Source organism: Streptomyces sp. NPDC002671, from assembly GCF_053592475.1.
Map to the genome: position 1 here is coordinate 23,921 of NZ_JBSFVU010000014.1, position 20,901 is coordinate 44,821.

At 69.2% G+C, this 20,901-nt stretch carries 21 protein-coding genes and 2 pseudogenes; 10 read left to right on the top strand and 13 right to left on the bottom strand.

Going from position 1 to position 20,901, the window contains the following annotated elements; all coding sequences use genetic code 11:
- Nucleotides 1-160: 160 nt before the first annotated feature.
- The 4 genes from ACWD35_RS22275 to ACWD35_RS22290 all read right to left on the bottom strand — a co-directional run bounded on the left by ACWD35_RS22275 (nt 161) and on the right by ACWD35_RS22290 (nt 4,700).
- Nucleotides 161-1,381 (bottom strand): glycoside hydrolase family 3 N-terminal domain-containing protein, encoded by a 1,221-nt coding sequence (locus ACWD35_RS22275; protein WP_451353017.1) that lies wholly within the window; start codon nt 1,379-1,381, stop codon nt 161-163.
- 287 nt (nt 1,382-1,668) lie between these two features.
- Nucleotides 1,669-2,583, bottom strand: coding sequence for an NADP-dependent oxidoreductase (locus ACWD35_RS22280; RefSeq protein WP_451353018.1), 915 nt, complete (start codon nt 2,581-2,583; stop codon nt 1,669-1,671).
- A gap of 95 nt (nt 2,584-2,678) precedes the next feature.
- Nucleotides 2,679-3,275: a nucleotidyltransferase family protein gene (locus ACWD35_RS22285; protein ID WP_451353019.1), complete on the bottom strand. Its 597-nt coding sequence runs from the start codon at nt 3,273-3,275 to the stop codon at nt 2,679-2,681.
- 33 nt (nt 3,276-3,308) lie between these two features.
- The gene (locus ACWD35_RS22290) at nt 3,309-4,700 is read right to left on the bottom strand and encodes an MFS transporter (RefSeq protein WP_451353020.1); all 1,392 of its coding nucleotides are present in this window, start codon (nt 4,698-4,700) and stop codon (nt 3,309-3,311) included.
- A 106-nt stretch (nt 4,701-4,806) separates the two neighbouring features.
- Between ACWD35_RS22290 and ACWD35_RS22295 the strand changes: the two genes are divergently transcribed.
- Nucleotides 4,807-5,400, top strand: a complete 594-nt coding sequence (locus ACWD35_RS22295; RefSeq protein ID WP_451353021.1) for a helix-turn-helix domain-containing protein — start codon at nt 4,807-4,809, stop codon at nt 5,398-5,400.
- Between the two features lie 28 nt (nt 5,401-5,428).
- Here ACWD35_RS22295 and pdxR read toward each other — a convergent pair whose 3' ends face one another.
- On the bottom strand, nt 5,429-7,048 hold the full coding sequence (gene pdxR, locus ACWD35_RS22300) for a MocR-like pyridoxine biosynthesis transcription factor PdxR (RefSeq protein ID WP_451353022.1): 1,620 nt from the start codon (nt 7,046-7,048) through the stop codon (nt 5,429-5,431).
- 21 nt (nt 7,049-7,069) lie between these two features.
- Between pdxR and ACWD35_RS22305 the strand changes: the two genes are divergently transcribed.
- On the top strand, nt 7,070-8,017 hold the full coding sequence (locus ACWD35_RS22305; protein WP_451353023.1) for a DMT family transporter: 948 nt from the start codon (nt 7,070-7,072) through the stop codon (nt 8,015-8,017).
- A 47-nt stretch (nt 8,018-8,064) separates the two neighbouring features.
- Here the strand turns inward: ACWD35_RS22305 and ACWD35_RS22310 are convergent, their stop codons facing one another.
- Nucleotides 8,065-8,208 (bottom strand): hypothetical protein, encoded by a 144-nt coding sequence (locus ACWD35_RS22310; protein WP_451353024.1) that lies wholly within the window; start codon nt 8,206-8,208, stop codon nt 8,065-8,067.
- A 496-nt stretch (nt 8,209-8,704) separates the two neighbouring features.
- On the opposite strand from ACWD35_RS22310, the gene ACWD35_RS22315 reads away from it, so the two are divergent.
- Together ACWD35_RS22315 and ACWD35_RS22320 are read left to right on the top strand one after the other, a co-directional pair.
- Nucleotides 8,705-10,255 (top strand): IPT/TIG domain-containing protein, encoded by a 1,551-nt coding sequence (locus ACWD35_RS22315; RefSeq protein ID WP_451353025.1) that lies wholly within the window; start codon nt 8,705-8,707, stop codon nt 10,253-10,255.
- Between the two features lie 30 nt (nt 10,256-10,285).
- The gene (locus ACWD35_RS22320) at nt 10,286-11,065 is read left to right on the top strand and encodes a VOC family protein (protein ID WP_451353026.1); all 780 of its coding nucleotides are present in this window, start codon (nt 10,286-10,288) and stop codon (nt 11,063-11,065) included.
- 171 nt (nt 11,066-11,236) lie between these two features.
- Here the strand turns inward: ACWD35_RS22320 and ACWD35_RS22325 are convergent, their stop codons facing one another.
- The 6 genes and pseudogenes from ACWD35_RS22325 to ACWD35_RS22350 all read right to left on the bottom strand — a co-directional run bounded on the left by ACWD35_RS22325 (nt 11,237) and on the right by ACWD35_RS22350 (nt 14,605).
- Nucleotides 11,237-11,959, bottom strand: coding sequence for an FAD binding domain-containing protein (locus ACWD35_RS22325; protein ID WP_451353027.1), 723 nt, complete (start codon nt 11,957-11,959; stop codon nt 11,237-11,239).
- A gap of 202 nt (nt 11,960-12,161) precedes the next feature.
- Nucleotides 12,162-12,314: a hypothetical protein gene (locus tag ACWD35_RS22330; RefSeq protein ID WP_451353028.1), complete on the bottom strand. Its 153-nt coding sequence runs from the start codon at nt 12,312-12,314 to the stop codon at nt 12,162-12,164.
- A gap of 28 nt (nt 12,315-12,342) precedes the next feature.
- Nucleotides 12,343-13,521, bottom strand: coding sequence for a PP2C family protein-serine/threonine phosphatase (locus ACWD35_RS22335; protein WP_451353029.1), 1,179 nt, complete (start codon nt 13,519-13,521; stop codon nt 12,343-12,345).
- 596 nt (nt 13,522-14,117) lie between these two features.
- A pseudogene (locus tag ACWD35_RS22340) lies at nt 14,118-14,217 on the bottom strand (IS5/IS1182 family transposase); the annotation flags it as partial.
- Nucleotides 14,218-14,351: 134 nt separating this feature from the next.
- A pseudogene (locus tag ACWD35_RS22345) lies at nt 14,352-14,465 on the bottom strand (hypothetical protein); the annotation flags it as partial.
- Complete coding sequence (locus tag ACWD35_RS22350) at nt 14,453-14,605, bottom strand: hypothetical protein (protein WP_451353030.1); 153 nt, start codon at nt 14,603-14,605, stop codon at nt 14,453-14,455. The pseudogene ACWD35_RS22345 and the gene ACWD35_RS22350, both read right to left, overlap by 13 nt.
- 254 nt (nt 14,606-14,859) lie before the next feature.
- On the opposite strand from ACWD35_RS22350, the gene ACWD35_RS22355 reads away from it, so the two are divergent.
- The 5 genes from ACWD35_RS22355 (at nt 14,860) to ACWD35_RS22375 (ending at nt 18,851) form a co-directional block, all read left to right on the top strand.
- Nucleotides 14,860-15,462 (top strand): hypothetical protein, encoded by a 603-nt coding sequence (locus tag ACWD35_RS22355; protein WP_451353031.1) that lies wholly within the window; start codon nt 14,860-14,862, stop codon nt 15,460-15,462.
- Nucleotides 15,463-15,487: 25 nt separating this feature from the next.
- Nucleotides 15,488-15,841: a hypothetical protein gene (locus ACWD35_RS22360; RefSeq protein WP_451353032.1), complete on the top strand. Its 354-nt coding sequence runs from the start codon at nt 15,488-15,490 to the stop codon at nt 15,839-15,841.
- A gap of 466 nt (nt 15,842-16,307) precedes the next feature.
- Nucleotides 16,308-16,775 (top strand): MarR family winged helix-turn-helix transcriptional regulator, encoded by a 468-nt coding sequence (locus ACWD35_RS22365; RefSeq protein WP_451353033.1) that lies wholly within the window; start codon nt 16,308-16,310, stop codon nt 16,773-16,775.
- Nucleotides 16,776-16,998: 223 nt separating this feature from the next.
- Nucleotides 16,999-18,027: a DUF5954 family protein gene (locus tag ACWD35_RS22370; RefSeq protein WP_451353034.1), complete on the top strand. Its 1,029-nt coding sequence runs from the start codon at nt 16,999-17,001 to the stop codon at nt 18,025-18,027.
- A 401-nt stretch (nt 18,028-18,428) separates the two neighbouring features.
- The gene (locus ACWD35_RS22375; protein WP_451353035.1) at nt 18,429-18,851 is read left to right on the top strand and encodes a CBS domain-containing protein; all 423 of its coding nucleotides are present in this window, start codon (nt 18,429-18,431) and stop codon (nt 18,849-18,851) included.
- A gap of 872 nt (nt 18,852-19,723) precedes the next feature.
- Here ACWD35_RS22375 and ACWD35_RS22380 read toward each other — a convergent pair.
- Complete coding sequence (locus tag ACWD35_RS22380; RefSeq protein WP_451353036.1) at nt 19,724-20,353, bottom strand: hypothetical protein; 630 nt, start codon at nt 20,351-20,353, stop codon at nt 19,724-19,726.
- Here ACWD35_RS22380 and ACWD35_RS22385 point away from each other — a divergent pair.
- Nucleotides 20,352-20,768: an SsgA family sporulation/cell division regulator gene (locus ACWD35_RS22385; protein WP_451353037.1), complete on the top strand. Its 417-nt coding sequence runs from the start codon at nt 20,352-20,354 to the stop codon at nt 20,766-20,768. The genes ACWD35_RS22380 and ACWD35_RS22385 overlap by 2 nt on opposite strands.
- Nucleotides 20,769-20,901: the final 133 nt, after the last annotated feature.

Sequence of the window (20,901 nt, forward strand, 5' to 3'; positions counted from 1 at the left end):
GAGTGGCAAGGCCCGGTGGTGCGCGTTCTTCTCATCTCGCCGTGGCGGGCGCACCTGGGTGACCATGCCGGACATTGCATCCACCGCCATCGCCAACAGGCAACCGATTAATTGTTCGCTGAGCTGCCAGGCTGCAACAAGGGCTGCGGTCCACTCGCGCTCAGGAGCAGAGGTTCACGTGCCGGACGGCCAGGACGTGCCCCGCCGCGTCGATGAGGCGGCTGCGGGCGAGGTGTCCGCCGGCCACCGCATTGGTGATCGCCGAGGCGATCGAGGACGTTTGGGAGCTGACACTGCCCTTCAGGTCGAACATGACCATGTCGGCACCGGAGCGCAGGGCCTGGACGGCGGCGGCGGGGACGCTGAAGCCGGCGGCGGAGATCGCCTTGGCGCTGAGCGAGTCGGTGACCACCAGCCCCTTGAAGCCCAGCTTGCCGCGCAGCTCGGAGCTGATGACGGTGGGTGACAGGCTTGCCGGATTGGTGCCCAGACCCGGCACGATGTTGTTGGAGACCATGATGGCCGGGGCCCCGGCCTTGATGGCCGCCGTGAACGGCGGGATGCCCACCTTTTGCAGGGTGGACCAGGGCAGGGTGCGGGCAGGGCCGAAGTCGGAGTTGTAGCTGGAGCCGCCAAGGCCCGGGAAGTGCTTGACGACGGGTATCACATGTCCGGCGCGCAGCCCGTTCATGTACGCGACACCGTCCTTGGAGACCACCGAGGTGCTGCCACTGAAGGACCGCCAGCCGTCGGGGTTGGTCTTACTGGGGGCCTGGTTCCTGCCGTCGACGTCGACCACCGGCGCGAGGTCCATGTTGACCTGGGCGGCGGCCATCTTGGTGGCGACCTTCGTGACGTTCTGCTGGATCTGGGCCGTGCTCCAGTGCGTACCCATGTACGCGGGCCAGGGCAGGGACCCTACGAGATTCGCCATGCGCTGGATGCCGCCGCCCTCCTCGTCGGTCATCACCAGCAGGCCCAGTTTGCCGGGCACATGGGACTTCAGGGCGGTCAGTCGGGAGCCGAGGTCGGAGGGCGCCGTGCTGCCGAACAGCAGCACACCGCCCGCACCGGCGCTCACCTCGGAGGTGACATCGGACACCGAGGTCTCCGACACCGGCACGGCGATGGTCAGCATGGCCAGCCGGTGGTTCGACCACCCGGCCAGCTTCGTGCTGTTGGTGCACGCAGTGGCAGCGGTGGTGCGGTCTGGAGCGAGGGACGAAGAGGAGGCCGCCTTGGGGGCGCCCGTGCCACCGCACGCCAGGAGCACCGTCGCCACAGTGGCGGCGGTGCTCAGTCTGCGTGCGGTCGTGGCCCGGCCGGGGAGCTGCGGCCGTGCTGTCTCGCTTGTGCGGTCACGGTACGGCGGGACATTCATCGCCCGCCCTCCTTTCGCAAGACGCGACAGTGCCCGTCGCGCCGAGGGCCGTATGAGCATGAGGTGGGCTGCACAAAGCGTGAGATGCGCTCCAGCCCGCATTTGTTCGCTGGTCCGCGATCGGCCGTACTACCAGAATCTCGCGTCTCGGAGCAGGCCGAAAGTCCAGCTGCCGTGAGTGGCGGCCACGCGGGACTTTCCTTCTCCCAGGCTCCGGGGGACGAAGCTCCGGCCGCATCCCGCTCGCGGTGTCGCTGACCGGCGGAAACCGTGATCGGTGACCGGGGCTACGACCACTGGCCGAACTCCGCAGCCCGGTCCAGGTGGTCCCACAGAGTGAAGCCGCGGATGGTCAGGCGTTTGGCCAGGACGCTCAGCAGGTCACCCGGGCCCTCGTCGGGGTGGGCTGCGCTCTGCCGGTTGAGGGCTCCGCAGACCGCGATACGGCCGTGCACGTTCATGGCCTCGATGGCGGCGCGCAGCTGCTCGCCTCCCACGTTGTCGAAGTAGACGTCGACGCCGTCCGGGGCCGCTTCGCGCAGCCGGTCGAGTACCGGGCCGTCGTGGTAGTCAAAGGCCGCATCGAACCCGAGCTTCCCGGTCAGGTGGGCAACCTTGTCGGCGGAGCCGGCGCTGCCGATGACCCGGCCGGCTCCCTTGAGCCGGGCGATCTGACCCGCCATGCTCCCTGTGGCTCCTGCCGCGCTGGAGACGAAGACGGTGTCGCCGGGCCGCAGCTCTGCCGCGTCCATGAGCCCTACATAGGCGACCAGCCCGAATCCCAGGTGCATGGAGGGGCTCGGGTAGGCCGCCTTGTCCACGCGGCGGAACGCACCGGCCTCGGCCACGGTGTACTCCCGCCAGCCGAGCCGATGAACCACCAGCTCCCCCGCGCTCAGCGACGGATCGGCCGAGGCGACCACCTCGCCGACGGCGTCCCCGTACATCACCTCTCCCACCTCATAGCGCTGCGTCGGCAGCGGGGCGCCCGCGATCAACATGAGCATGCCGGGATCAAGCGACAGGAACAGGTTACGAACCAGCACCTGGCCCGGTGCGGGGTCCAGGACGGCAGCCTCAACGATCTCGAAGTGGTCGAGTGTCGGGAGCCCGTCGGGCCGTGCGGCGAGTCGGACCTCCAGGCCCGTCCTGGGCAGGCTGGAAATGGCAGGCGGCGTTGCGCTCTTGGCGACGTAATCCATGCCGCTGACGCTAGACATTGACCCATGCGTGAAGGTCAACCCAACCCGTCCGTGACTTGGTGCGCCAACGCGATGCCTCCACAGACCACGAGCCGTCAGTTTGCCCATGGCAGGACGGTGAGCTCCGGCCACTCGTCCTTCCATCGTGCGGCCTTGGTCTCATAGACCTCCCGCGGGGCAAGGACCGAGTTGGGTCGCACGACCAGGTTGAACACGTCGGAGAGCCCGTGAGGTGCGTAGACGCGCCATCCTCCATCGGATCCCAGCCGGACGCCCAGACAGCACGTCGTCGCAGCGAAGCAGTCGATCGCGGCCTCGGTGGACTCGTGGGGCGGACAGGGCACGCCGAACTTCTGCTCGTACCAAAGATGCACGCGGGCTTCGTTGCGGATCTCCACCTCGACCGGCAGGTCCGCGAACACATCCTGGCCCGCCTTGATCACGGTGTCCTCTGCTTCCCAGGAGAGGTCGCTGCCGTCGAAGTAGAAGACGTCGTAGTCCTTGATGCCGTTGGTCGGGGGCCTGCTGGTGACCACGTTCCACACCGTCTGGAACAGACAGCCCGCCGTCACGTACCAGCCGGGCAACTCCAGTGTTGCCGCCCTGGCCATCACGTCCGTCAAGATCTCGTTCTGGGAGAGCACGGATCGCAAGCCGTCGAGTTGTTCATCGAGAGGAAGTCGGCCAAGCATCCGCCTTGCCTACCACGATCACTGTGTCGCTGGTCAAGCGCGACATCGGCAAGGGACTTGGGCCACGAGGAAGAGCACGAGTCCGCAGGCGGCGACCAGGATCCAGCCAGGGCGGGACGCATGGGCCAAACCGGCCGGGGTGCTGTGCGCCACCAGGCTGCCGGCGAGGGCGATGCCGAGTGCGGAGCCGAGCTGTCGTGCGGTGGACGTGATCGCTCCTGCCACGGCGGCCCGTGCGGGAGGCAGCCCGCTGACCGCGGTGTTGGTGATCGGCGCGTTGGCGAAGCCGAACCCGGTGCCGATCAACAGATAGGCAAGGAGAAGCAGGGGCAGGCCCGTCTGCCGGTCGAGTCCCACCAGGCACAGCCCGCCGACCGTGATGAAGCCGCCCGCCAGGCTCAGGGGGCGCCGCGTTCCGGTACGACCGACCAGACGGCCGGACCACGGTGCGCAAAGCGTCGCTCCGACGGCCATGGGCAGCGTCGCCGCCCCGGCGGCCAGGGGTGTGAAGCCCCGGGTGTGCTGGAGATAGAGAGTGTTGAGCAGCAGCGTGACGTTCAGGGCGACGAAGACCGCCACTGCGCCGAGCACCGCACCGCTGAACCCGGGACTGCAGAAAAGCCGCAGGTCCATCAGCGGCTCGCGCCGACGGCACTCCACCCACACGAAACCGGCCCCCGTCACAGCGCCGAATCCATAGGCAGCCAGTGCCGCCGACGACGTCCAGCCGATACGCGGCCCTTCGATGAGTACGCCGACCCAGACAGCGATGAGTACGGTGAGGAGAACCTGTCCCGGAGCGTCGAGCCGCCGCGCCCGCGGCCCCCGGGACTCGGACACGAACACCGCGCTGAGCACCAGGGCGGCTGCGACGACCGGAGCGTTGATCCAGAACAGGGCCCGCCAGCCGAGCCCCGCGACGAGAGCACCTCCCGTGACCGGGCCAACGGCCATGCTGAGTCCGAAAACGGACGCCCAGACGCCGATCGCCTGCGCTCGCTCCCTCGGATCGGGCATCGCGTTCACCACGATCGCCAGAGCCACCGGGCTGAGCATGGAAGCGCCGATCCCCTGCACCGCGCGGGCCGCGACCAGCGCGCCCACCGAGCCGGCCGTGGCACAGACCAGCGAGGCCGCGCCGAACACGACCAGCCCCGACTGGAACACCCGTCGGCGCCCGAACCGGTCCGCCAGTGCGCCGGAGGAGATCAGCAGTCCGGCCAGGACGATGGCGTAGGCGTCCACGGTCCACTCAAGACTTCGCGTCCCGACGCCCAGGCCACGCCCGATGGCGGGCAGGCCCACATTGACGATGGTGGTGTCCAGACCCACCACGAACATGCTCAGGCAGCAGACGGCCAGCACCGTCCAGCGCCTGCGCGCGCTCAGAACGGCCTGAACAGGACTAGTCGTTGTGACGGTCATGGGCTGCCTCTCACCCCGGGGAGCACTACCCGGCCAGGCTCGGGCAGGACCACGACCACCGCCGAGCCCCTTTGCGAAGACCGCAAAAGATCTGACACTTAGCCGTATGGACACCGGACTGCAGCAGATACTCGATGCCATCGGGCCGAGGCTGCGCACACTGCGCCGGGACCGCGGACTGACACTGGAGGCGCTTGCAGCTGCCACCGGGCTCTCGGTGAGTACGCTGTCCCGTCTCGAATCAGGCAAGCGCCGCCCGACCCTGGACCTGCTCATCCCCCTCGCGCGTGCGCACCGCGTCGCACTCGACCAACTGGTGGACGCACCGGCCACGGGCGACCCCCGAGTGCATCTCACACCCCTGCGCAACAGACACGGCAGCGTCCTCGTGCCGCTGACGCGGTACCCGGGCCGCGTACAGGTCTTCAAGCACGTACTGGCCCCCCGCGAGCAGAAACTGGTGACCCACGAAGGCCACGAGTGGCTCTACGTCCTCGCCGGCGAACTACGCCTCGTTCTCGCAGACCGCGAATGCACTCTCCGCCCAGGCGAAATCGCGGAGTTCGACACCAGACAGCCTCACTGGTTCGGCCCGGCCGGCACACATCCCGTAGAGATCCTGCACCTGTTCGGACCGCGAGGCGACCAAGCCGTCGTCCGCACGAAGCCATCGTCCGCGGCCACCGCACCGCCGCCGTGATGTCAGATCGTCCGCTACGGCGCCGGGCTCATCGGAGAAGGCTGCGCAGGGCGGTGCCGATGAGGGCGATGCCTTCCTCGATCTCGTGGGCAGGGCCCGCCGCGTAGCCGAGGACCAGGCCCGGAGGGCCAGGGGCGATCCGGTGCCAGGACAGGGGGTGCAGCTTGACGCCCTGGGCCAGGGCGGCCTCCGCGAGGTCCGTGTCGCGGAAGCCGCTGCCACGAGCGCCGTCCCGCGGGTCGCCGAAGGTGACCATCAGGTGCAGGCCGGCGGCTGCCCCGTGGACGCGGGCGGTGGGCAGGTGCCTCTCGATCGCTCGCAGCATCACGTCCCGGCGCCGGCGGTGGCGCAGCCGGACATGGCGCAGGTGCCGTTCCAGCTCCCCCGAGTCCATCAGGCGAGCGAGGACGAGCTGGGTGAGGACGCCGTTGCCGAGATCGGCGTACCGCTTGGCCGCCACCAGGGCGTCCAGCCGGTCCGCCGGTACGAGGAGCCACCCCACCCGGAGCGCGGGCGCGAGCAGCTTGGAAACGCTGCCCGCATAGCAGACACCGTCGGGCAGCAGCGAACGCAGCGCGGGCACCGGCGGCCGGTCGTAGCGGTGCTCGGCGTCGTAGTCGTCCTCGATGACCACCCCGCCTTCGGCCGCCCAGCTCAGCAGTTCGCGGCGGCGCTCCCCGTCGAGGACGACACCGGTGGGGAACTGGTGGGCCGGGGTGAGCAGCACCGCCCGGGCGTCGCCGGCACGCAGCGCTCGCACGTCGAGGCCGCCCTCGTCCACGGGAACGGTCACGAGCTCGTGGCCGCCGTACTCCAACTGCTGGCGCGCACCGAGCGAACCGGGGTCCTCGACGGCGATGCGGCGGATTCCGTCGGCCCGCAGGATCTGCCCCAGCAGACCGAGAGCCTGCGCCACACCCGCGACCACCACCACCTCGCCCGGGTCGGCCCGAATGCCTCGGTTGCGGGCCAGCCAGCCGACCACGGCCCGGCGGAGAGCGGGGGCACCCCGGGGGTCGCCGTAGCCGAAGTCGGCCGGGGTGACGCTCGCGAGGACGGCGCGTTCGGCGCGCAGCCAGCTGGTGCGGGGGAAGGCGGCGAGGTCGGGGACGCCCGGTGAGAGGTCGATGCGGCAGGGCAGGGAGCGCAGAGCGTCGACCACTCCCTCGCGGTCGCCCGAGCCGAAGAGCGCGGGCCCGGATCCAGTCCCGGCTCCCGGACCCGCTACGTCGCGGGCGCGGGGCACGGCGGGCGCCGCCACGACCACCGTGCCGAGCCGGCCGCGACCGGCGATCTGGCCGGACTCGGCGAGCCGTCGGTACGCCTCGGTGACCACGCCCCGTGTGACGCGCAGTTCCGCGGCGAGCACCCGGCTGGCGGGCAGCCGGGTGCCGACGGGCAGCCGGCCGTCGGCGATGGCTGACCGCAGCCGGTCGGCGAGCCAGGCGGTGCGCCCACCGGGCGGGGCCGTGCCGATGTCCAGTTGCAGGAAGTCCGAGCCGACAGCGGCACTGAACGCCGGCGTGTTGTCCGCCGACGCGTCCGCTGCCGTCGCCGAGCCCTCCGGTCCGGCGGCCGGGCCGGTCCCCGGGTATGACTTTTTGGACCCCTGTACCGGTGGTGTTGTGGACCTGCCCATGCCGTCCATTGTGAAGGCACCGTGGACGGCATGGACTCACCTTCCGCTCCGTTCGCCCAGCTCGTCCCAGGCATGGTCGGGATGACGCTGGTCGGCAGCAGCGTCACCGTCTCGCACACGCTCGTCGACGCCCCGCTCTTCACCACCCAGGCGGTCCGGTACGTGGCCGCCACCGCGATCCTCCTGGTCATGGCCCGGATCACCGGTGCTCGCCTGGTGTGGCCGCGTGGCCGGGAATGGCTCTGGCTGGCCGGGATCGCGGTCACCGGTCTGGTGCTCTTCAACGTGGCCGTGGTCCGGGGCGTCGCCCACGCGGAGCCGGCGGTGATCGCCGTAGCAGTCGCCTGCGTACCGGTGGTGCTCGGGGTGGTGGGCCCGGTTCTGGAGCGGCGCAGGCCGAGCCGGCAGGTCCTGCTGGCGGCGCCTGTCGTCATGGCGGGCGCGGTGCTGGTGGAGGGAACCGGCCGCACCGATGCCATCGGAGTGGCCTGGGCGGGGCTGGCCCTGGGCTGCGAGGCCGCGTTCACCCTGCTCGCAGTGCCGGTACTGCGAAGGCACTCGCCGTGGGGCGTGTCCGTGCACGCGATGTGGCTGGCCGGCGTGCTGCTGGCCGTCCTCGGCGCTACGTCGGAAGGGCCTTCGGCGGTACGGGAGTTGAACGCGTCCCAGTGGGGGGCTGCCGGCTACCTGGCGCTGATGGTGACGGCGGTCGCCTTCGTACTGTGGTATTCGACGGTCCGCGCCGTCGGGGCCGGACGAGCCGGATTGCTCACCGGCATCGCGCCTCTCGCCGCAGCGGCCGTCGACACCGTCTCAGGCGGAGGCGCACCAGGGCCGTCGGTATGGCTGGGCATCGCCCTACTGATCCTCGGACTGGTCGCCGGCCTGCGCCCACGCAATCCTCTCGGCGCAGAAGTCGCGGACAAGGACCACTCGGCGATGGCGGCCTCTTCGCCCGCCTCGACACACTCCAGGTAGCGGCACGATGCGACCGCGCACTCGGCGTGAGGACGAACTGCGCTGGTTCACCACGGGCGTTCGGTTTGACGGGGACTTCGGCCCCCGTCACAGACGGGCGCGTCCGCGAGTTCCAGCATCAGCTTGTCGACGGCGGTCGCATCATCGAGGCCGGCACGCACCACGAACTGATGGGCCTCGGCGGCGAGCACGCCGCCATGCATGCCGAGCTGTTCCAGCCCGTCGCCGTGGTGGCATGCTCACTTCCTGACCGGAAGGCCGCATCCGGAGCTTCCTTCATGTGCTCGGCTGCTGGAGAACGCGCAGCTGTGCAGATCCGACCCGGAGGCCGTGTGTCGCCCGGCTCTGGCTGTCCGACACCAACACCCCTGCTTTGAGGTGATGATGTGTCGCCCAGTCCTTCCCGCATCGGCAGCACCATCGAGGCGTGCCGCACTTGGTTGCAGGCTAAACCAAGGCACGGGGCGGCGCTGCTGAGCACGACCTGCGGTGACGGCGTGGGTCACCGGGTGCGGTCGTGTCATCTGTGTCGAGGGACGTTAGCCCGGCGGAGCGACAGGACGCTGTGCTCCACGTTTGTCCGGGTACGGTCCATGCGGCGGTCGATTCGGGTCCTTCTTCCCTGACCCCGAGCCGTGTCCGGGCCGCCCCACCTCCGTGCCGACGCGTTCCCGAGGAGTGAGTACCATGGCCCAGCAGTCCGATCCGACGGTTCCCCAGGTGACCATGACGCTGGCTGCGCTCGCCGCCACCGGGGCCACCCCGCGTCCGTCCGGGGAAACCCTCGCGCAGCAGTCGGCGCGGATCTTCCAGGGCATCAAGACGCAACTGGCAAACCCGCAGCTCGCCACAGGGGGCACCTGGCAGCCGGTATGGCTGGCGCTGAGCCCGGACAACGCGAACATGGCGTACATCGCGCGCAACACCGACGGCTCGAACGAGTTCGCCGTGGTCACGCGTGGAACGACCGCCAGCTTGACCGACATCCTCGAGGACCTCGATGTCGGCACAGTCGTCCCGTTTCATGTGAACCCGTCGGCGAATCCCGTCGCCGTGTCCAAGGGGGCCATGGAGGCCTTCACACAGATCGCCAACGCGCCCTCGCTCATCCCGGTGGAGGACATGCAGGGTGTCGGGGCACGTGGGCCGGAGGCCGTCATTCCCCCTCTGGGCGGCACAGTCCGGGACGCGCTCGCAATGCTCCTCCAGTCGGTGCCTCCCTCCCCGCCCCCGACCGTCTACGTGACCGGCCACAGCCTGGGCGGCTGCCTGGCGACCATGATCGCTCCGTACCTGTGGACGGAGATCCCCCAGGCGAAGTTCGCGTTGATCACCTACGCCGCTCCCACCGCCGGACTGCAGAGTTTCGTCGACTACCTCAACACCTTCCCGTGGCTGATGAACGAGCGTCATGTCAACGCCTACGACCTGGTACCGCTGGCATGGGACGATCTCGCCGCTGCCAAGAACTGGTACCCGAGCCCGGGACCAGCGGCAACGGACGAGGTGAAGTTGCTTCTGGATGTGGCCGGCGGGCGCACGAAGGGCAACGCCTACGTCCAGCCCGGAGTCACCTCGCCGACGAACCCCAACTACACGGTTCTGGCGAAGAACCTGGTCAACAAGACCACCGCGGACTTCTTCGGCCAGGTCGGCTTCCAGCACGCCAACTCCACGTACCTGAGCCTGCTGGGGGCACCCGAGATCACCGCCGACCCCGTGGTGACCGGGGTGAGCCCGACCTTCGGTGAGTCAAGAACTACCGTGATCATCAGCGGCAGCGGTTTCACCTCGGACACTGTGGTTGACTTCGGCCCCATCCCCGTCCCCGTCAGCGACTTCGTCATCAATTCCGACACGCAGATCACAGCCACCGCGCCCCTCGGAACCGGCATCGTCGACGTCCGGGTCACCAACATGTTCGGCACCTCTCCAGCCGTACCGCTGGGGCAGTTCGCCTACAACGGACCCGCACCCGTGGTGGTCAGCGCGGTCAGCCCGACCAGTGGAAAGGCCCGCACCCAGGTCATGATCACCGGCTCGGGCTTCGGCTCCGACGCCACCGTGTACTTCAACAAGACCGCCGCGGCCTCGGTCACGGTCCACTCACCCAGCCAGATCACGGCTACCGCGCCGGTCCTGGTCGACGACAGCCAAACGGTGGACGTCACCGTGAAGGTCGGCCTCGCCACCTCTGTAACCAGCCCCGCCGACGAGTTCACCTACACGGGACTGTGACCCGCACACCTCACGAGAAAGGGGCAAGAGATGCCTGAAGTCACCACTCCGTACGCGACCGGCACCCCGTGCTGGGTCGATCTCATGGCGAAGGACCAGCAGGCCGCGCTGGACTTCTACCGCGACCTGCTCGGCTGGCAGGGCCAGCCCGGTCCGGCCGAGTTCGGCGGGTACGCGGTCTGCGAGCTGAACGGCAAGGCGGCGGCCGGCATCGGCCCGGCGATGGCCCCCGAGGGGATGCCGGAACCGCCGACCGTCTGGACCAGCTACCTGGCCAGTACCGACGCCCAGGCCACCCAGGAGCAGATCGTCAGCGCAGGCGGCACCCTGCTCGTCCCGGTGATGGACGTCGGTAACCTCGGCCGGATGCTGATCGCCGCCGACCCGCAGGGTGCGGTGTTCGGTGTCTGGCAGCCCGGCGAGTTCTCCGGCGCGCAAGTGGTCAACGAGGCCGGAGCGCTGACCTGGAACGAGCTGCACACCAATGACGTACCCGGCGCCACCGCCTTCTACGGCGAGGCGTTCGGCATCGAGATCGAGCCGCTGGAGGGCGCGGACTCGTACTGGACACTGCAAGTCGGCGGCCGTGCGGTCGGCGGCGTCACGCTCCTCGCCAACGACCCGCCGGGCACCCCGGCGCACTGGCTGACCTACTTCGCGGTCGACGATGTCGACTCCACCGTGGACGCCCTGGTCAAGCGCAACGGCACGGTCCTTGTCCCGCCGTTCGACATGATGGCCGGCCGGATGACGGTGGTCGCCGACCCACAGGGCGCCCCATTCGCAATGATCAAGCCGACCCCGATGTAATCCGCATCCGCGCCCCGCCCGCCCGCAGACCACGAGGCGGGCGGCGTCGGCACTCGGCGTACGATGCGGCTGACGCTGCGGCGGCTACGAGCCGGGGGATCTCAGACGGACACCTGTACCGCCCAACCGCAAGTCAGCGACGTTCAACGGGTCGGGCGGCCCTGTACCTCGTCAGGCCGAGCCGTGACCGCCCAGCAGGTCGATGACCTGCGAGCGGACGACCTCCCAGGCAGCGATCGGAAGGTCACCGAAGGTCGTGTCGCGCAGCGTCAGAAGGGCCCGTTCGGCACCGGTGTTGCACACCGTCGCGCCGCTGAGCACGTCGTAGCCGTCGCGCACAGCGACACGCAGGCGGACACCTGCGCCGTCATCCGTGTGCAGGGCCGAGGCGACGACGAGGGGCGGGCGTCCGTCCGGGCCGGAAGGCAGCTTGCGGTACGAGCAGGCGATCGGCTCACGCCAGTGGAGGCTGAGCAGCACGGGGCGCTTGGCCACCACTTCGCCCAGGTCGGTCTCGTGGACACCGTCCGACTCCAGCACTCTGGCCCGGGCCTCCAGGACGAGCGCACCGGGCAGCAGGCAGCGCAGTGTGCTGCCGACGAGATTGCCGCCGACCGTCGCGGTACGGCGCACGGCTCCCGTCCCCACCGTGGCAGCCGCCAGGCGCAGTACGTCCGGCACCCGGTCGTCGACGCGGTTCAGAACCACGGCGGAGCCGAGCGTCTCACGTCCGATGACGTTGGCATCCGGCAGGTCGCGCAACGACATGGCCAGTTCCGGGAAGCCGTCGCGCTGCCAGGTGGCCCACACGAGCGTCGCGCCACCGATCGGAACGGCCGCCTCGGCGAGACACTCCTGCGCTTCGGACAGGGACATGGGCAGACGCAACAGCACTCCGGTCGACCAGCCTTCCTCACGAGTTGGGCACTGGACAGGCTTTCGGCCACCTGCCCGCCGACAGGACGCAGTCTTCTCATACGGACAGGGGGCGCGTACAGGGCTCACGTCCGGATGCCGTGCGCCCTCATGCCAGGCCGGTGAAGCCCTGCCATGGCTCAGGGCCTTGCGCCGCACGCTGCGCTCGACGCCGACGCGATCACGGCATGGCCGGCACGGCTGGCACGGCTGGCACGGCCGGTTCGGCCGGTTCGGCCGGTTCGGCCGGTTCGGCCGGTTCGGCCGGTTCGGCCGGTTCGGCCGGTTCGGCCGGTTCGGCCGGTTCGGCCGGTTCGGCGCGGGGACGCCTCATGCGGCCCCGCCGCCGCGCTGAACCCGGTTCATCCTGCGGGTGATGCGGGCGGTGCGGACGGCTCGTTGGCAAGCAAGCAGGCGGCGAGGGCCGCGGTGTCGTCCGTCAGGCGGTTGTTGCTGAAGGCCAGCAGATCGTGGTGGAGCAGTGCCAGAAGCTCCTCGGGCGGGAGGGGGCCCCAGGAACGGAGTCGCTGGAGAAGAGGGTAGAAGGAACCGGCCGCGTCCCGCGTCTCCGTGACGCCATCTGTGTAGAGCAGCAGCTGCTCGCCGGGCCGGAAGGGGTAGACGTCGACGTGATGCGGGTCCGTGACCAGCATGCCGAGGTTCAAAGGCGGAGCTGACCGCCCCCGGTCCAGTTCGTGCACATCGCCGGCGCTGAAGAGGAGCGGAGGGGGGTGGCCGCAGTTGACGACTCGGACGTAATGGCCGCCGGTGGGGATCTCGGCGAAGACAGCGGTGACGAACCGCTCGCCCACCTCGCTTCCGCCGAGTTGCGTCGCCCTGCGGTGCATGCTCGTCTCCACGCGGTCCACCAGGGCCGGGAGATCGGGTTCGTCATACGCCGCTTCGCGGAACGCGCCGAGCAGGGTGGCAGCGGTCTCGACGGCGAGCAGACCCTTGCCGCGGACGTCGCCGATGAGCAACCGAACCCCGTACCCGGTGGGGACGGCCTCATAGAGGTCGCCGCCGATGCGTGCTTCCGCGGAGGCGGAGAGGTACAGGCTCTCCAGGCGCAGGTTGCCGATCCGGTGGGGAACCGGTCTGAGCAGGACGCGCTGCGCGATCTCGGCCACGAAGCGTACGTCGGCGAGCGTGCGCTCACGGCGGATCCGGTGGGCGGCCAGGATCGTGCCGAGGGCGCCTACCAGGCCGGTGCAGACATAGCTGGCCACGTAATGGCGGTCCCACAGGTAGCCGACGGGCCGGCCCGCACAGCACGGAGTGCCGGCCAGCACCCCTTCGAGGAGGACGGCGAACACCGCGGCGCCACCGACGACGACGGGTCCGTAGGCGAAGGCGGTCACCAGGGGCAGGGCGACCAGCAAGAAGCTGATCGGCCACTCCACAGGCGTGACCGGTTCGAGCACCAGAACGCCCGCGACGTACATGACCGGAAGCCAGAGCATCCACGCCGGAGGCGCGGACAACCTGGTCCGTGCGGCGATGCCGGCCTCGGTTTCCCGACCGGGACGTCCGTTCGTCACCCGTTACTCCAGAAAGTCAACGCCAGGGGACCGGGCAGAACGGCCCGATCGGCCTTGCCCGCGGGTGGTCGGCATACCGGACGGTTCCGCCTACGTGGTCTTCGCACACGGGACTCCTGTCACACGACACCGCCGAAGGTCCAGCCTGGTATGCGCCACCGCAGCCCGACGCTGATTGCTCCACTCAACGGCATGTTCCGACAGCTCGCCCGACCGGAGGCTACGACTCCCCGTGCGGGATGCGGTCTTACCGCCCCGCTCGGTTTCGGCCGACCCGGATGGCGGATCGTGCGCCGACTGGATACCGCGACGTCCCGTCCGAGCTTCCTGGACATCGACGACGCCGAGTGGCAACGGATCTTCGATATGACCCTGCTCAGCGCGGTCCGAGCCAGCCGTGCCGCGCACTCCGCGGCCAAGGCCGGGCTGGCCAAGTCACTGTCCGAGGAGTTCGCACCGCGAAGCGTCCGGGTCAACGCGATCGCCCCAGGCCGGCACCACCGCGCAGGAAGCCATCGATGTGGTCGTGCCGCAGAGCATGGGCATCTCCACCGGACGGGTCACGGTTCACCCTCGTGCCAGCGGGGGTGTCCACGGGTGCAGTCGTTGACCTTCCCAGCGGTGACTCGTGAAGGCCAGTGGCCGACCCTGCCCGTCACAGGCCAGATGGATCTTCGTGGTCGGCCCGCTGCGGGACGTCCTTGAGACGGCCGGTCACAACCAGGTTGCCGTCCGGGGTGCGCCACGCGAGGTTGCCGGTGCGGACGGAAAGGCGCTTGGGCCGCGATGTTTGCAGCCATCGCCGTGTGGTCGAAGCCCTGGTGCGTCGAGGGACCGACGTAGCCGACGGCTTCGGTGACCCGCACGACGTGGGACACCTCGGACGCGCGGTGCGAGAGCGGGCAGAACACGGGGACCGCGCCGACGCGCATCAGCGCGAACACGGTGATGACGAACTCGGGAACGTTCGGCAGCTGGACGACGACCCGTTGCCCAGCGTGTTGCCGCGCCAGTGCCCGGCCGCCCAGTAGCGGTCGACGAACTCCTCGGGCCAGGGCGTGCAGCCGCCGAGCATGGATGTCATTCGCTTCCTTACGTACCAGTTACTGAAGCGGAAGGGACGCGACCGGCCATTCGGCAAGTGTCGTGCCGGGTACCGCCGACCCGGTGCGTTGGCAACGCAATCGGTCAACACCCCTATACGCAATGCGCTTTCCCAACCAAGGATGCTGAATTCGATCAGCAGAAGGTCCAATGAGCGCCGCGCACCAGGAGGAACGGCCGGGGCCGCGGCATATCAGTCGTCCGGGGAGGGGCGGGCCTGGCATGGTGTTCGTCATGAGCTCCCAGCCCGCGCACCCCGAACAGGTCCGCCACCACGACCACGGCATGTGGCTCGTCCAGTTCACCAGCCGGGTGCTCGTTGTCTGCCCGAAGTGCGGTGGCCGCGCACTCGTCGTGCCCCTGCCCGGTCTCGCATCGCCGAAGTACTTCAGTGAGCTGCTCTTCCAGCCTCGCCGGCTCAGCTGCGCCGGCTGCGGCGCGGTGGCGGACTGGACCACCGAGCAGCGGGGCGCCGGCCTGGTCGGGGCTGTGGTCGGCGGCACCGAGGACCCTTTCTTCCGGCGTCCGCTCTGGCTTCAGACCCGCTGTGCAGGACGGATCCTGTGGGCCTACGACGAGGAGCACGTCGATGCTCTCGCCGCTTACGTGGGTGCCCGGCTACGCGAGCGTCACGCCTCCCCCACAATGGCGATGTTCGCCCGGCTGCCTGTCTGGATGAAGTCCGCTCGCCACCGGGACCAGGTGCTGGCCGGCCTGTCAACCCTCCGGACCCTCGCCCGGCGCTCGGCCCCGGCCGACCGCTCCGACGCGGCCCACGAACGCGGCGACCGCCCGCGCCACCACCACAGCGTCCTCTTCCGCGGCGGCCCCTACTAGGGCGCGGAAACGAGGAGGCTCTGGGATGGACTATGGGACGCGGCTCGAACGCGCCATCACGGCATGGGACGGGTGCGATGAGATCGAGATGGAACGACGGCCCGCAGACCGAGACCTGACGCCGGAGCGGCTCGCACTGCTGGCCGATACCGACCTCGTATTCGATCGGATCTCAGTGGGCTGTGGCACACGGCTCGACGAGGTCCTGCGGCCCTACCACTTCGCGGCCGACGAGTACCACGCGGAATGGATCACCGCGGATGACCGGGTTCGTGGCGAGTTCTGCCTGGGGAACCTTCACGACTGCCTGGTTGACGGCCATCTTCCGCTGACGGACGAGGGATTGAGCCCCGACGAGCGGCGGGGCTCGCCGAGTTGAGGATCTTCGATCAGGCTCCCTTCGGCGGCGCGGGTCAGGCGACCGGTTTGCGCGTTCACCAAGGGCACGTGGGGCTGGCAGTATCTCTTCGCCGACGTCGACCTGGCCGAACCCCAGTACCACGACGCCGCCGCGAACCTCGCCGCGATGTTCGAGGTTTTCCCCGTCCTGTCCCCCGAACACGACTACGAGCCATTGCGCGCACGTTGGCTCCGTCAGCGGTATGCCGACGCCCAGGACGATCGAGGGGACCCAATCGCAGGCAAGAGTGCAGCCTCGCGGTGACAGCCCGGCATCGCTTCGCGCGGGCACTGCGCGGCCGGACCCTGGGCTCAGATCCTCCGGCGCCGCCGGGTCGGCCCACGGCCCAGACTTACTTGTGCTAGCTCTATATAGGCCCTAGCCGATATTTGACACCATGGCTTATCCTGTGCTCCAGACACACCTGGAAGGAGACCAGCACCCCATGACCGCCACAGACCCCGCGCTGACTGCCCTGGCCAACGGATGGGGCGCCCTGTCTCTGCTGCACGGCAAGATCGAAACGCACATCGAGCGCGCCCTGCAGTCCCGGCACGACCTGAGCGTTCGCGAGTACTCGCTGCTCGACGTGCTCAGCCGGCAGCACGACGGCGAAGGAGGGCATCTGCAGATGAAGCAGGTCGCCGACGCGGTCGTTCTCAGCCAGAGCGCCACCACCCGCCTCGTCAGCCGTCTGGAAGACCGCGGCCTGCTGTCCCGGTACCTGTGCCCGACCGACCGCCGCGGCATCTACACCAACGTCACCCAAACCGGTCTCAAACTCCTGGAGGAAGCGCGGCCGACCAACGACGCCGCCCTCCGGGAGGCTCTCGACGAAGCCGCGAAGAACCCGGAGCTGACTCCGCTGGTCGAGGCGGTAGAAGCAGTGGACGCCCCGCCGGTACGCCCGTAGCACCGAGCACCCCGATCACTTCCGCCCCGGCCGATTCCAGAACCGCGCCGGGTTCCTGACGCAGCAGGCAGCCCGCCCAGTCCACGAGCGTCCCGGATTCGGTCAGATCGGCCCAGATTCGGAGGAATCCGCGTCGGGGGCACGCCGTAGTCGGCAGGATGTGGGCATGGACCTTGGGGATGTAGGGCCAGGCGGTGTGCGACCGGTGGTGGTGCGGGTTCCGGTGGAACCGGTCGAGGCCGCGGTGGAGGCCGACGCAGTCGACGCCGCCGTGCAGGCCGGCGCTGTGGCCTTCCGCGGTCCGCTGTTCGGTGTCGCCGCCCAGAGCGCGGACGACGGGCAGCGGTGGCGGGTGGTGGTCGCGGTGTCGGCCAACTGCCCGCAGATGGCGCGCGACAGCCTGAATTCGCTGCTCTGGTTCCGCGCGAAGGACGAGGCCCAGGACAGGGCGGAGCGTCGTGCGCTGCTGGCGGCGGTCGCCCGGCTGGAGAGGGAGCGCGTCGACGAGCTCAAAGTGCTCGAAACGCGCTACCGGATTGTGCGCGCCGAGGAGTACGCCGGTGCGGGCGCCAACGGTATCGAGCAGCCACGCCCGACCGATCCGGAGCCCCTCGCCCCTGACTGGAGCCCCGGCACCAAGGAGGCAGCGATCGACGACGGCCTGGTCCTGGACCCGGACGCGCCGCTCACCCCCACTCAGGCCGCGGAACGGCTGGCGCTGCGCAGTTTCGCCTACACCGGCTCCCGGTTTCCCGACGCCGTACGCAGCGAATCGCACCGGGCGTTGAAGACCCACCCCGACGTCCTGCTGCTGCCCGCGACGTTCACAGTCGTAGAGAAAGACCGCCCTGGGTGGCAGCCGGTCAGCCGCCCGCACGCCAGTGCGCATGGCGCACGCAAGACGCTGGACTTCTTCCTGACGTGGCTCGAGCCGCGCCAGCGCGGGCTCATCCCTGTGGACGCCGACCGGCATGTCGACGCCCGTACCGAGGTTGCCGAGAACGCCGGCTCCGCGGATGCGGAGCTGACCGCGTACGCAGAGGCCGCCGACCGGCTGCGCACCGGACGGGTCAACCAACTGGAGGTCCTGGACACCGTCTACCGGATCGCCCGCACCCGCCGCCTCCTGCGCTGGGGACCTGACGGGCCCGAAGGGCCGCGTCCGTCCGACGACAACGGTCATGCCCCCGACCGCATCCATCCCGTGCTCGACGAGGACGGCAACATCCACTACGAAGACGCTGAAGACTGAGCCCGGCAGGCACGCCAGAACGCCACGAAGGCCGGCTCCGTCATCAGCGTCCCGCGTGCGTGCCGCTCACGTACTGCACGGCTCGTCCTGCCACCGTTTGAAAGGCCAACAAGACAGCGCATCGCGCGTCGTGCAGCATGGTTGAAGGCCTTGCCTAGGGCAATGGGTGTGCGCGTGCGCGGCACCAGCGCCGCCATCGGGAACGTCTGGCGACACGGCCCGGCCTTTGTCAGCCGACGGCTGCGGCAATCCACTCCCACGAGCCGGTATTCCCCGGCGGGGTGGCTGGCTTCAGCGATCCGCCCGTACCGGCACCGTCATGTGAGGCGCCAGGCCCGCCACCAGCTCGCACGCCCATATGCACCACGACGACGCGGCAGATGCAGATGGAGGGACGAGCGATGACGACTGCGAAGGACATCATGCACCCGGGTGCCCAGTGGATACCCCAGCACGAGACGCTGGACCGCGCGGCGCAGATGATGCGGGACCACGGGGTGGGCGCGCTTCCGGTCAGCGACCCCAACAATCACGACCGGATGATCGGCATCATCACCGACCGCGACATCGTGGTGAAGTGCGTCGCTTCGGGTCACGACCCCGCGCGGATGACGTGCGGCGACCTGTGCGAGGGCACGCCGCGGTGGATCGACGCGGCTTCCGACATCTCTGAGGCCCTGCAGGAGATGGCGAGCCACCAGATCAAGCGCCTCCCTGTGGTCGAGAACAAACGAATGGTCGGAATGATCAGCGAGACCGACATCGCCCAGCATCTCTCCGACGACCAGCTCACGGAGTTCGTCCACCGGGTATACGCAAGGTGATCCTGGAGGATGCAGCACGCCTCCCGGCGTCGCTCTCCGCTGGTGATGCCTGATCCGACGACACATCAGGTTCGTCCTCGGGCCCACGTTGCGTGAACACCCGAAGTGGGCCCCCAGGCATCCCTTTTCCGTGCCCGGCCATGGGCCCCGCCCCTCCCCTGGCCACGCCTGCCGCCCCGACGTCCTGCTCACCGCGCACGGTCCGAAGATCTGAGAGCTCGATTTCGCACCCTCCGGTCGAGGCTGGGTGCCGTCCGGTCTGGTCAGCGACGCGGACCGGATCTCCTTCCTGCGGGAGTTCGCCCACTGGTACGAGGCCATGGGCGCGACCCGTGTGTACTACGCGACCGGCACCGTGACCGAATGCCGGAAGGAGGCCGACCTCTTCGCACGCGTCTGCGCGGCATGGTCGGCTTCGACATCACCTCGATCAACATCGATGTCGACACTCCCGCCCTCGCCTTCCTGCGCGAGGCGTGCATCGAGTCGTATCCGCTCGACGACGTCCTCTCGGACCTGGAGGCTTCGTGCCCTCTCTGGGCCCCTGTGTCTGCGACAGCACCCCTTCACGCACGGAACAGTGGACTCCCTGTCGATGTCTTTCCGGGCCAGGCGCGAAGATCATTCGTGAGCGGGGCGCGACGACGAGCTCATGCCGCTGATCGAACCACACGCGCTCCGAACTCCCGCTGCGCGCCCTGGAGATGGCGCTTCTGCGGAGGCGGACCATGACCGAGCGGCTACCGCCGCCTCTCACCCCGCCACTTCCTCGCACTGGCCATGCCGAAAAATTCCACTGAAACGGATATTCAACCCATGGTGCACATCACACGAAATATAGTTCATCCTTCAACTACATCGGCGTAGCCTCGTCAGTGCCTGAACAAGGAGGAAATGTCATGGCACACAAGATCACCCGCCGCGCCGCCCTCACAGCCGCCTCTGTCACAACGGCCGCGCTCCTCATCGCAGCGGGCCCTGCGTCGGCAGCCAACCATGGTGCTGGCGACAAGGCCGCCGCCGTTACGCATTCCGTGCAGTTTGCCGACGCCAACGACCACGACAGGCGCGAGGTCTGGGGCGAGGGCCGCGAGAGCCACGGCGGCGACCACGGCCACGGATTCCGGGGCCACCACCACGAAGGACGCCGCCACTGGGTCCGAGACCACGACCACGGTGACCACGCCGAGGCTCGCCGCGCCTGGGTCCTCGGGCAGGTCTACTGGATGCGTGACCACCAGGGCCTTTCCCTCCGATGGGACACCCACCACGGTCTGTACTCTCCTGACCACGGTCGGACGGCCGTAACGTCGACGGCTGTTTTCACTGACCTGGAAGGCAACCGCCAGGCGCGTGACTGACCGCGCCGCAGCATCCACCGCCCCCGGGTTGAACCGGCAATCCGCCACAGGAGCCGCGTTCCCCGGTGGAGCCGCTTCGACCCGCTGTCGCCAGTAACCGGCGCACAGCCGCCCGTAGTACATCGAGAGAAGCAACGCCATGGAGACCTTCGTCGAGCAGGAATGCGAGATGCGCCTGGTGGTCGCACCGGGCTCCAGCATCGGTGTAGCGACCCGTCTGTGGTACAGCCCGCATGATCCCTATGCCGTCTACGTCGATTTCCGCACCGGCCCCGATACCAGCACCACATGGGTGTTCGCTCGCGACCTGCTCGCCATGGGCACCGTCCGGCCGTCCGGAGACGGCGACGTGCGGATCTGGCCGACCCGTGCAGGCCGGCGACGCGTCCTGTGCCTGGCCTTGTCCGTGCCGGACGGACAGGCCCTGCTCCGCGCCCCCTTGGCCGCGGTGAAGCGATGGCTGGAGCGGACCTACCAGACGGTTCCAAGGGGTCAGGAATCGCAACTGCTCGATTTGGAAGACGAGTTGTGCGGGCTGCTGGGAGAGGCAGCCTGAACGGCCCGACAGCAGCCCGACCGGCCGCCGAATACCCCAACCTGGTCCTGATCCACGTACGGCCGACCATCCCATGGAACGCGACATCCGGACGACAGGGCTCAGGATGCGTGCCAACACGTACCGATGTGCG

Excerpts from the sequence above, each read along its gene's own strand:
- ACWD35_RS22275 (WP_451353017.1), bottom strand. The coding sequence starts at position 1,381 with ATGAATGTCCCGCCGTACCGTGACCGCACAAGCGAGACAGCACGGCCG.
- ACWD35_RS22280 (WP_451353018.1), bottom strand. The coding sequence starts at position 2,583 with ATGGATTACGTCGCCAAGAGCGCAACGCCGCCTGCCATTTCCAGCCTG.
- ACWD35_RS22285 (WP_451353019.1), bottom strand. The coding sequence starts at position 3,275 with ATGCTTGGCCGACTTCCTCTCGATGAACAACTCGACGGCTTGCGATCC.
- ACWD35_RS22290 (WP_451353020.1), bottom strand. The coding sequence starts at position 4,700 with ATGACCGTCACAACGACTAGTCCTGTTCAGGCCGTTCTGAGCGCGCGC.
- ACWD35_RS22295 (WP_451353021.1), top strand. The coding sequence starts at position 4,807 with ATGGACACCGGACTGCAGCAGATACTCGATGCCATCGGGCCGAGGCTG.
- pdxR (WP_451353022.1), bottom strand. The coding sequence starts at position 7,048 with ATGGACGGCATGGGCAGGTCCACAACACCACCGGTACAGGGGTCCAAA.
- ACWD35_RS22305 (WP_451353023.1), top strand. The coding sequence starts at position 7,070 with ATGGACTCACCTTCCGCTCCGTTCGCCCAGCTCGTCCCAGGCATGGTC.
- ACWD35_RS22315 (WP_451353025.1), top strand. The coding sequence starts at position 8,705 with ATGGCCCAGCAGTCCGATCCGACGGTTCCCCAGGTGACCATGACGCTG.
- ACWD35_RS22320 (WP_451353026.1), top strand. The coding sequence starts at position 10,286 with ATGCCTGAAGTCACCACTCCGTACGCGACCGGCACCCCGTGCTGGGTC.
- ACWD35_RS22330 (WP_451353028.1), bottom strand. The coding sequence starts at position 12,314 with ATGAGGCGTCCCCGCGCCGAACCGGCCGAACCGGCCGAACCGGCCGAA.
- ACWD35_RS22350 (WP_451353030.1), bottom strand. The coding sequence starts at position 14,605 with ATGACATCCATGCTCGGCGGCTGCACGCCCTGGCCCGAGGAGTTCGTC.
- ACWD35_RS22355 (WP_451353031.1), top strand. The coding sequence starts at position 14,860 with ATGAGCTCCCAGCCCGCGCACCCCGAACAGGTCCGCCACCACGACCAC.
- ACWD35_RS22360 (WP_451353032.1), top strand. The coding sequence starts at position 15,488 with ATGGACTATGGGACGCGGCTCGAACGCGCCATCACGGCATGGGACGGG.
- ACWD35_RS22365 (WP_451353033.1), top strand. The coding sequence starts at position 16,308 with ATGACCGCCACAGACCCCGCGCTGACTGCCCTGGCCAACGGATGGGGC.
- ACWD35_RS22375 (WP_451353035.1), top strand. The coding sequence starts at position 18,429 with ATGACGACTGCGAAGGACATCATGCACCCGGGTGCCCAGTGGATACCC.
- ACWD35_RS22385 (WP_451353037.1), top strand. The coding sequence starts at position 20,352 with ATGGAGACCTTCGTCGAGCAGGAATGCGAGATGCGCCTGGTGGTCGCA.
- ACWD35_RS22380 (WP_451353036.1), bottom strand. The coding sequence starts at position 20,353 with ATGGCGTTGCTTCTCTCGATGTACTACGGGCGGCTGTGCGCCGGTTAC.